Annotated in this window: 10 protein-coding genes; 5 read left to right on the top strand and 5 right to left on the bottom strand. The window is 60.2% G+C overall.

What is annotated here, in order from left to right; translation table 11 throughout:
* The first annotated feature begins 185 nt into the window (after nt 1–185).
* Nucleotides 186–458: a hypothetical protein gene (locus ACILRA_RS13955; RefSeq protein ID WP_395662703.1), complete on the top strand. Its 273-nt coding sequence runs from the start codon at nt 186–188 to the stop codon at nt 456–458.
* A 687-nt stretch (nt 459–1,145) separates the two neighbouring features.
* On the opposite strand, the gene ACILRA_RS13950 is transcribed toward ACILRA_RS13955, so the two are convergent.
* Nucleotides 1,146–1,829: an outer membrane protein gene (locus tag ACILRA_RS13950; RefSeq protein WP_395662702.1), complete on the bottom strand. Its 684-nt coding sequence runs from the start codon at nt 1,827–1,829 to the stop codon at nt 1,146–1,148.
* Nucleotides 1,830–2,079: 250 nt separating this feature from the next.
* Here ACILRA_RS13950 and ACILRA_RS13945 point away from each other — a divergent pair, with 250 nt between their 5' ends.
* Both ACILRA_RS13945 and ACILRA_RS13940 read left to right on the top strand, forming a co-directional pair.
* Nucleotides 2,080–2,232 (top strand): hypothetical protein, encoded by a 153-nt coding sequence (locus tag ACILRA_RS13945; RefSeq protein WP_395662701.1) that lies wholly within the window; start codon nt 2,080–2,082, stop codon nt 2,230–2,232.
* Between the two features lie 71 nt (nt 2,233–2,303).
* On the top strand, nt 2,304–3,314 hold the full coding sequence (locus tag ACILRA_RS13940) for a glycosyltransferase (RefSeq protein WP_395662700.1): 1,011 nt from the start codon (nt 2,304–2,306) through the stop codon (nt 3,312–3,314).
* Here ACILRA_RS13940 and ACILRA_RS13935 read toward each other — a convergent pair.
* The 4 genes from ACILRA_RS13935 to ACILRA_RS13920 all read right to left on the bottom strand — a co-directional run bounded on the left by ACILRA_RS13935 (nt 3,311) and on the right by ACILRA_RS13920 (nt 6,561).
* On the bottom strand, nt 3,311–4,267 hold the full coding sequence (locus ACILRA_RS13935) for a hypothetical protein (RefSeq protein ID WP_395662699.1): 957 nt from the start codon (nt 4,265–4,267) through the stop codon (nt 3,311–3,313). The two genes, ACILRA_RS13940 and ACILRA_RS13935, sit on opposite strands and share 4 nt — an antisense overlap.
* Nucleotide 4,268: 1 nt before the next feature.
* Nucleotides 4,269–5,162, bottom strand: a complete 894-nt coding sequence (locus ACILRA_RS13930) for a class I SAM-dependent methyltransferase (protein ID WP_395662698.1) — start codon at nt 5,160–5,162, stop codon at nt 4,269–4,271.
* The gene (locus ACILRA_RS13925; protein WP_395662697.1) at nt 5,159–6,223 is read right to left on the bottom strand and encodes a glycosyltransferase; all 1,065 of its coding nucleotides are present in this window, start codon (nt 6,221–6,223) and stop codon (nt 5,159–5,161) included. The genes ACILRA_RS13930 and ACILRA_RS13925 overlap by 4 nt, the downstream gene beginning before the upstream one ends.
* Nucleotides 6,224–6,291: 68 nt before the next feature.
* A complete protein-coding gene (locus ACILRA_RS13920; RefSeq protein ID WP_395662696.1) occupies nt 6,292–6,561 on the bottom strand; it encodes a PqqD family protein in 270 nt (89 codons plus the stop codon).
* A gap of 208 nt (nt 6,562–6,769) precedes the next feature.
* Here ACILRA_RS13920 and ACILRA_RS13915 point away from each other — a divergent pair, with 208 nt between their 5' ends.
* Both ACILRA_RS13915 and ACILRA_RS13910 read left to right on the top strand, forming a co-directional pair.
* Nucleotides 6,770–8,800 carry a DUF2142 domain-containing protein gene (locus ACILRA_RS13915; protein ID WP_395662695.1) on the top strand — a complete coding sequence of 677 codons (2,031 nt, stop codon included), beginning with the start codon at nt 6,770–6,772 and terminating at the stop codon, nt 8,798–8,800.
* A 59-nt stretch (nt 8,801–8,859) separates the two neighbouring features.
* Nucleotides 8,860–9,825: a glycosyltransferase family 2 protein gene (locus ACILRA_RS13910; RefSeq protein ID WP_395662694.1), complete on the top strand. Its 966-nt coding sequence runs from the start codon at nt 8,860–8,862 to the stop codon at nt 9,823–9,825.
* The last annotated feature ends 51 nt before the right edge of the window (nt 9,826–9,876 follow it).

The raw sequence follows: 9,876 nt of genomic DNA, 5'->3' as shown, positions 1-9,876 counted from the left end.
CGTCTAGGAACTATCAAGTGCTGGAAGCTAACACATCATTTGCTGCTGGCTCGGACAATATAACAACGACCCAACTAAACAGGGTCGTGCAGCCAAAGTGGTCGGCTACATCAACTACACTCACTGTGGCGGGTTCTTTCCGCACCTCTTGACGAGCTTGAATATATCACAGGGATGACCCGCGCATGAACTTGAAGCCCGAACTCCTCGCCACCCTCACCAGTCTCGGTATCACTGGGACCGAACTCGACACTCTCAAGGCAAGGATGATGTTCACCGTTACCAGCCTTGAGGCTCAGGTAAGCGCGCTCAACGCCCAGATCGCTACGCTCACCGCCCAGCGCGATGTCGCCCGGCAGGAGCTCGCCGTCGCGCTGATTACGGCGTCGAAGCTGGTCGATGCGGCGGCGCCGGAGCCGGAGGCGGGCGAGACTGAGCCAGTTGCAGCCTTATCATAGCAAGGGAGGGGCGTGCCGGCAGCGCCGCAGAACCCGCGCGCACCCCGGATGACATGACCGGGATTCCGGCCATGCCCGGCCGGAGAAGTCTCAAGCCAGCCTTGTGGGCTCCGGACGGGTTCGCCGCCATTCCCACCACCGCGCTCGATCCGTCCCAGCGTGCGGCTTTTCCCACGGTTCCCGCGCTCCATGGGTTCGGGTCCCCATCGGGATCATCACCAGAACGGCGCGGAAAGTTCTTTCCGGAGTCGGGCGAGCTCTTTCCACCGGGATGATTTCGTACTGGACCGCGCGAGCCACAGTGGCCAGTCACCCGCCAGCCTCCTTAGGCGCGGCTTACTCACCGCTATCCGTCTCGCCGGTGCCTTTCCCCATAGGCGAAGCGGTCGACTTTTGCGCCGGCCAATGGCCCAATTCTACTCCGGCGTTGACAGAATCGCTCAGTGCCTAAATCTCTGTCCCGGCCTTGGAGAGGGGCACTAAGCCGATTTCATTGACAACACTGCAGAAAGCTTTCGCCTGACGACCGCCGTTGGAGGCGCCGCAGGGAAGCTACGGCAGGGCATCAATGCGTAATTCCACGAGCCGGAAAGAGTGAACGGACTTGCAATGCATCTCCTGCGCTTGGCGAGGTCGTTCTCCCCAAGCCTTCGCCATGCAGCACTGCTTCGAATCCAACCTGACTGATCAGAACTTGAAGTTCAGAGAGCCGCGAACTGCCTGGCTGGTGACGCCGACGTCCACCCCAGTACCGGAGCCAAAGTCAAATTCACTTTCACCGAGGTCGATATAAAGATACTCGATACCTATCGTCACGGGATCTGAGATACGATACTCAACGCCAGCGCCGCCCGTCCAACCGTACATCGTCTTGCTATCGCTGCCATCGTACCCTTCGACGGACACATCGACATGGCCCACGGCAAGGCCGCCAGTGCCGTAGACAAGGAGGTTGTCGAGGCCGAAGCCGATGCGGCCGCGCAGCGTGCCCAGTGCGTCGATTTCGGTCTGTAGTTCGTATTCACATCCGGCGAGACCCTGACAGTCCGAGCCCTCGAGGTTGAGCCAACTCAAATCCCCCACGACACCGACGACGAGCCCGTTCGAAAGGCCGTAGTCATAACCAATGAGGCCGCCCAGCATTGCGCCCTGGATGTCGACGGAACCTGACTCGTCTTCCGCGAGAAGGCCCGTTCCTTCATAGTCGGCCTTGCCCCAGCCATATCCGCCGACGATGCCGACCCGCGGGCCCGTCCAGCTGTTCGATGCGTCAGCAGCCGTAACGACATCTCCGGCATGAGTTGCATGACCGCCAGCAAAAAGCAGAGCAAGGACCGAAGTCGCACCCAACATCCAGTTCCTGAGCTTCATGTTCCGCCTATCCCAAGCACGTCTGATATTACTTGCCTCGCGAAGAAGCGCCAAAGGTCGCAACATCAGATTCCCATTTACATTCCCAAGTAATAGAACAGCTCTGCGTGTAAATCAACAACGATACGCAACTCGACAAGCCCTACGTGAATGCAATTATGCCGACGGCTTCAACCTTCGCGCGGGTTGATGTCCGCATCGGACTGTCGTATGCCAAGCTATCACTGAAGTGATAATAAGGAGCCAATTCATGCTGCAATCGACCCCCTTGCCCGAGACTATCCGCTCTGCTGCCCTGCGGCAGATCGCTAAGGGGGGCTACCTGTCGCCCAAGCTGGACACCTTCGTGCTCGAGGCGCCTGGCCTCGAAAAGCCTGTCGCTCTTGCCGGGAACTTCAACTAGCGGCAGTTCGCCGTGCTGCCGTTCGCGGTCATTCGGCAAAGCGTGAAATGAAGCCGAACATTACCGCCGCAATGATCGTGCGCGATGAGTGCGCGGTTCTCAGGGGATGCCTAGACTCACTTGAGAAACATGTCGACGAGATCATAATCGTCGATACGGGATCGACGGACGATAGCCGGAGCATTGCTCGTGCAAGGGGCGCGCGGCTTCTGGAGTTCTCCTGGTGCGATGATTTTGCCGCCGCGCGTAACATGGGCCTGGCCGCATGCAGGACGGACTGGGTCCTCTACATCGACGCCGATGAGCGGCTAATTGTTTCAGACGGCGCGAAACTGGCCGAAACCATCGAACCAAGCTGGACAGGCGCTTGGGTGACCTTCAAGCCGAAGTCCGGTTTCACGCGCTACATCGATCCACGCCTGCACCGGCGCGACGAACGGTTGCGCTTCACGGGGCGGATCCATGAGACCCTTTATCCTGCGATGCTCTCGCTTTCTGCCAATGGCGGCGGTTCCATCGGCATGTCGGGCGCGAGCATCGACCACCTGGGGTATGACGTAGACCAGGCCGCCAAGCATCTTCGAAACCTGCCGTTGCTGCAGATGGCCGTGCTCGAGTGTCCGGAGCGCGTCTATCTCTGGTACCATCTTGCAGAAACACTTGATGCGATGGGACGACATGAGGAGGCGGCGGTCTCGGCAAGTACAGGTATCCGTGCTGCACAGTCAGCCGCCGACGAAAAGACTCGCCAGGATGCAAGCCTGATCTACCAGTTCCAGGCACGAAGCATGCTCCGGCGCGGCGAGGACCCTGTCGACATTCTGAAGGAAGGTCTGGAACGCGTGCCGCAAGACCACGCGTTGACATTTCTTCTCGCACACAGGCACGTGGCCAGTGGCAACCCCGAGGCGGCACTTGCTCTAGCCGATGCCCTCCTGGCGGTGGATCCGGAACGCTTGCCACTCTGCTTCCTGGCATTCGACAAGCAGATCTTCCGTGAGGGTGCGAGGCGCATCAAGGCGCGCGCGCTGATCGATCTCGGCCGCGCGCAGGAGGCTGTTGACGTTCTGAATGGCCTTTAGGTGGCGTGTGCCCGCACAGTGCGGGCCAGTGCATACGCGGCGGTCTCAAACGAGTTGAACTCGCGGAGGTAGCGCACGGTGCTGTCGATCCGCCGCCATGGCGCGGCGCGCGGCGAAGAAAGATGCCAGACGTTCCCGCCCGCATTCACCTCGACCGCAAACAGTTCACCGCTGCCATGTTCCCGGAGGATATCACAGCCCAGGATCGGCACATCGGGGAAGGCTGCGGCCATCTGACAGGCAAAATCCGCGATCTCGGGATCTTTGCTCAGACGCACGCCGGTGCTCCCGCGCGGCGGTTCAGGGTGGATCGCTTCGATCGTCGCGTCGTCTGAGCCTGCAAGGGGCGGATGAGTGTGCTCCGCCTCAGCCACGCTCTGGTAGATCTGTGAGCCAAACAGCGTGAGGCATCGGTAGACGCTGAAGCGGGGGCCCGTATCGACGAAACTCTGCACGAGCATCTGGCCCAGCAATCCTTGTGGTGCCGGTTGTTCACCCAAGGCGATTGCGTTGATCCTTTCGGTACGGAAAAGCGCCAGGCCCTCCCCGCTTGAGGTGCGGGAGAGTTGCGCAGGTTTGACGATCACCAGCGCTCCCCACTCTCGTGGATCGAAGCTTGAGCCCGGTTCGAAAGGCGCAGTCAGGGGCGTCCGCACCCCAGCCTTCCTCAACATATGATACTGATCCAGCTTGGCTATGCTACGGTTGGCCAGAACCGGTCCACGCAGCGGTTGAAAGCGACCGAGAGGACCGAAGCTTACGGTCAGCGTACGTTCTCGCCAGAACTCCGGCGTGATGAGCCGGGCATCATCCTCGCGGCCAACGAGCATGACACGGACGTCGGTTGCAACCTTCTTCATGCAATCACGGATAACCAGAAGGTCATTGGTATTGATCTGGCTCGGCTGCCCAACGAGAATGAGGTTGCGGATCACGGGAACAGCAAATGGCATGTCAGCAGGCCCCGTTGGGTGGCCGGGTTTCGAGGATCGCCATGAACTCCGCTGTATTCCGGCATGTCGAGAACACACGCTCCCCGCGGAACGGCGACAGCCCGAGGCTACGAAGATAACGATGAATGAGGGAGAACCCGCGCGGAGTGAAGCGCCAGGCATGCACGTCGATATAGGCTCCGCCAGATCTCTCCATTTCTGCACGTGCAAGGCCAATCAGTCTCACGGACTGATCGAAGTCCATTGATCCGTGGTCGCCAGCCCAGTGCCGCGTGCAATCATTGTGAGTGCCCAGAGCCCGGCTGTCGATGAGGTTGCGCAGCGTATGGCGCCTGCGCTCCTCGGCGTGGGCGGCCAAGACGTCTGCGATGCTCGATTCGGCAATAGCCTGATCAAAGCAGTAACGCTTGTCGGGTACCGCAACCATGTAGCAACCGCCGGGCTTCAGGAGGCCAGAAACCTGCTGCAGATGAAATGCCAGGTCAGGCTGATGCTCAATGGCGTGTGAACTGAATACAATATCGAACTTGGCATCAATGCCCGAAAGATCGCCTTCGGGATGAGAGAAATCGATTTGAGGCACGCCTTCGGGCGGCAGGGAATGCGCTATGGCCCTGCGCCTCAGGTCTTCGCGTTCCAGCAGATCGAAATACCGCACATTGGCGCATGTCAGCGACGGTGCATGGAAGGGACCAATTTCCAGCACGTCCGCCGTGGCAGGGACATGTTCAAGGAACCCCTGTCTCGTCGCAAGCCGGTGACAGACACGGCCTTCCCGCTCGCCAATGGTTTCGAAATGCACGCGCAAGGATGAATCATCGAGATGTACGACATCAGGATAGAGCGTTCGATAGAAGGTGGCGTCGAACTCGATCAACGGGTGTTCGGATGTCATCTGCGGTACTCCACGCTGATTCGCGGCATCGCGGCAAGGCTGCCAAGGAAATCTGCCACCTGCGTTCGCATGATGACATCAAGATCGTAGTGCTCGCGCGCGCTGCTCAGTGCTAGACGGCCAACTGTCACTCGTTGCTCCGTACTATCCACCAGCGCGAGGAGAGACCCGACCCAATCCTGGGTCGTCTCCGCAAGATAGCCTGTCACGCCATGCCGGATAGCGGCACGGTATTCGGCGCGCGGAGAACAGACGGACGGGATGCCAAGGGCGCTCGCCTCAAGAAACTTGATGTTACTCTTCGCGTCGTTGAAGGCCGTGCCCTCGAGAGGAGCGATCGAAATGTCAGCTCCGGCAAGGAGTTCCATGTAGTCGGGGAAGCTGCGCAAGCCCAAGTGCTTCACACGAGGATGCCCCTCGAGACCGTGCCCCGCGCGAACCGGCCCCACCAGCCAGATTTCCACATGGTTGCGGATGTCGAGCACGGCCGACAGGGCCTCGGACACGATGGCAAAGTCACGGTCATGGGTGCGCGTTCCGGTGCCATAGAAGATCCGTACCCTGCCGTCCAAGCTGCGCATCCGCGGTCGCGCGGCCAGAGCCAAGGTTTCGCAGTCAAGCGCGTTGGAAATGACCGAGGCAGATCCACACAGCCCGGACAGCTGGCTGGCAATCCCAGGCGTGCTCCCGATGCCACGGTCACAATGCCGGGCAGTCGCCGACATGCGCGTGGCTTCGATCATCATCATCCTCACTTCGTCAGACGAAAGGTCGTGCAGATTGGTGTTTGCCAGGTAAAGGTCGGGCTGACAGACGAGATCGTCGATCTCGAAACAGGTCACGAGACCGAGGGATCTTGCTTCAGAGATGAGCGAGAGAACCGAGGCAGACGCCGGCACGCGGTAGAGCATCAGGGCATCGTGCTCCGGCAGGGCGCGGCGAAGGGCAGCCACCTCCCGCCATTCCAGCAGAGTGGTGGGAACCCCGAACCTGCCCAGCACTTCCTGCCGTTGCGCCACACGATACTTCCGGCACTGGGGAATTCCGAGCTCGGCCGCCATCAGCACCCGCGGGAAATCACCAGCGAACCGAATGATGCCTTCACTCCCCGGCCTGCACATGCAAGCCCTCAGGCAGCCTCCGCCACGACCAAGCCCTTGGATTGGAGTTCCTCGAGAAGGCCTGAGACGTCATCGATTGGGGGGCGTTCCAGCCCAAACTCCTCAGCCAGCACCTGAGCGATGTCTCCTACCGTCAGCACCGGCTCGCAAAGCACGAAGATCAGCGCAGCGACCGGGTTTAGATGGTGGATCGACTTCATCTCCGCATCGTGGACAATGGCCCCGTCCGCAACTTCGGTCAGCACAAGGCCTTCGGACTTGCGGTAGGAGTCAGCCATGTTTTCAATTCCCGATTGGCACTAAAGGCGCTGGTGATTGCCGTCTCATAACTTGCTTCGGTGCCTTCATGCAACAAACGGTCTAGGTAACGGACTGCCTGCGCCATTACAAGTAAGGCAGCTAATTCACGCAATAGTTGTTCTTTACTTGCTTTGCACGTCGCTTGCGCGTCAGCCCGGATCAGCTAGAGAGTCCTGTGGCGTCAAAGTGAACCTCGTCGTCGACCTGATCACTGCGGCGCACATTTTACTGAAGAGTATGAGACCAACCATGACTTCGTATCGTTCACTCCAGCTTGAACCTGGCCTCGACGTGAACACGGATCGGCACGACAGGCCACCCACCGCCGCGCAGGAGCAGCACAGGCCGGCAACGGCCCATTGGTTGGATGATTCGTTCACGCGGCTCTACCTCGCTTGTCTGTTCCTGTGTGGTTCAGTGTTCATGGCGCTGGCGCCGCCGCTTCAGGCCCCTGACGCACCGGCACATCTTCTCCAGGCCTACACACTGAGCAACCTATCCGCCGTTCCCGCGCGTGGTGGCATGATCGATCCCGCGCTACTGGACTATATCAAAATCCTGAAAACTGATAAGGCCAGCCAAACCCTGGGCAAGGTGACTCCCGAGCGCATCGCCGAAATGCAGGCGATTAGGTGGAGTGGCTCGGAGCAGTTCGTCCCCCTTCCTAAAACCGGCTTCTACCTGCCGCTGCTGTATGCGCCGCAGGCGGCCGGCCTCGCCGCAGGCCGCGTCCTCGATTTCTCCGTCGATACCTCCGTCCGGATGGCCAGAGCGGCCGCCTTCGGAGCCGCGGTGCTCGTGCTGCTCTATGCTTTCAGCCTCGCTGCGCCGGTGCCGGCGGTACTGGTAATTCTTGCCCTGCCAATGAGCGTTTTTCAGCTCGCGTCCGTTAATCTTGAAAGCATGGTCTATGCCGTCTCGGTTCTGTCCATCTCGCTCTTCGCCAATGTCGCCACAACGCAGCGAAAGTGCGGCAACGCGCAGTTGATACTTCTGTCCGTCAGCGTCGCGCTGCTCGGCATGACGAAGATCAACCTCACGCCGCTGCTGCTCCTGCCCTTCGCCGCCTTTCTTCTCTGCCGGCAGAAGAGAACACTGGCGCTCGGGGCGGCAGCGCTGGTCATCACCCTGGCATGGACGATCTACGTATTCCTCGCCAACAGCTATTTCGGCTCCATCACCGGCATGCCGACGCGCGACATCCTCGCATTTTACCTCCATGATCCGCTGGCCTTCCTCACAGTATTGGCCAACACTCTCAGCGATCCGCCGCACCTGCGTGGCTACAGCGTAAGCTTTATTGGAGCGCTCGGATGGCTGGATACGATCTTCACACCGGCATGGTACTCGCTCTTCTGGAGCCTCGTTCTCGCGAGCTTTGTCGTATCGCTTCTGTACTCGGTCGGACACTTCCGCTTGCGTTACCGCCTGCTGCTGCTGCTATGCGCGGCGGGAGACATTATCCTAATCTTCGTGGCACTGCTCCTCACCTGGACGCCTCACCCTGCGACGATGATCGAAGGCGCGTCGGGACGCTATTTTGTCCCGCCGGCACTGATGACAGCCTATGCGCTGGGCGCCGGCGCCACCCGCTGGCGCGTGGTGGATTGGCTGGGCCGTGGACTCGCGCTGGCCATGCTGCTCACCACGACCTATGGAACAACACAGCTTCTGGCGCAGCGCTTCTGGCTACCGCCAGCCACAGCAACCACGGGATCCCCGACGGCAGTCCCGCAGGCCGCTGGTCCTGAAGTACCAGCGCCTGCCGTTGCTGAAGCGCCGTCCGCGCCCGCTTCGCAGGCTGGACTGATGCGCGCAGGTCCGCCACTCCAGCGAGGCGTGACGCAGGCGCTTGCCTGGCCGCAGGAGGCCTCCGCCTCCAACTCACCTGTGGTGGCGGTTGGCATTATGTTCGGAACATATATGCGCCAGAACTCCGGCGAAGCCGAACTCAGACTGATCAACGGGGACGGACAGATCCACTCCTATGCCTTCTCCCTTTCGACACTCGAGGACAACGCCTACCGGATCTTTGACGTCCACCCTGATCGTTACGTGAAAGCCGAAATCATGGCGTTGACGGGGGGCGGTCCTAGTGTGTGGCAGTTGCAGAAGCCAACGGGCGAAGTGCTGCAGTCCTGCCTCGTCTATGTGCTCGCGAATGGTGAGCAGGCCGCCACTGTGGGCTGCCCGCCGCCCCCCTCGGTTTATCCATGATCCAGCCTCCCCAAGACAGCAAGGCAGACCAGGCCACTGCGCCAATGACGATCTGTGCCGTGATCGCGCTCTACAACGGTGCCCCCTTCATCCGCGAGGCAATCGAGAGCGTGTTCACACAGACGCTGGCGCCCACTGAGATCATCGTGGTCGATGACGGATCTACGGATGCGGGAGCTGATATCGTGCGTTCGCTTGCGGCCACCCGTAACATAACGCTGCTCTCTAAGCTGAACGGCGGACAGTCGTCAGCCCGCAATATGGCCATCCACCATACTTCATGCTCACATGTGGCGTTTCTCGATCAGGATGACGCCTGGTATCCGCAACACCTCGAGATACTCGCCAAGGCATTTGCCATTGGCACGATCCCGCGGCTGGGCTTGGTCTACGGAAATCTCGACACGGTCGATCGTGAAGGCAGATGGATGGGCTATTCGGTGCTTGACGATCACGCCGCCCCCCACCCGAAGCGGCGCATGACGGACTGCCTTGCGATTGACATGATGATCCTGCCGAGCGCTTCGCTTGTTGCGCGGGAAGCGATCCTGTGTGTCGGGGGGTTCGACGAACGCCTCTCTGGCTACGAGGACGACGATCTCTTCATGCGAATGTTCCGCGCCGGCTACCGCAGCGCCTATGTCAACCGGCCGGTAACGCGCTGGCGGCTCTATGCCGGGTCGTCCTCCTCGACAGACCGGATGAAGGACTCGCGCCTCATCTATTTCAAGAAGCTCCTTGCACTCTATCCTGACGAGAATCTGCTGCATCTGCACTGGGCCCGAGATACGTTTGGGGCGCGGTTCTTCAATAATGTGAAGAACGAGTTCCTTTTTGGCTGGGAACATGGAGACACCCATGCCATGGCGCGTGCCCACTCCGACCTGGGCGTAATTCTCCCTGAACTGGGCTATCCATTCACAGCCCGCGTCCGGCGGGCTTGGCCACTCATCAACACGCTGAAGAAAGCGGGCTTCCAGCGCCCTGCAATGTATGTGCTCAAGAGGGCGCTCGTGCGCAGCTGACATGGTGGATACTGAAACACATTCTGCATTCGCCACACTTGCTTGGAACGT

The sequence above is a fragment of the Aestuariivirga sp. genome (assembly GCF_044239095.1).
Classification (GTDB): domain Bacteria; phylum Pseudomonadota; class Alphaproteobacteria; order Rhizobiales; family Aestuariivirgaceae; genus Aestuariivirga.
Note: the sequence above shows the minus strand (reverse complement) of the source record. Positions and strands in the feature narration are given on the sequence as shown.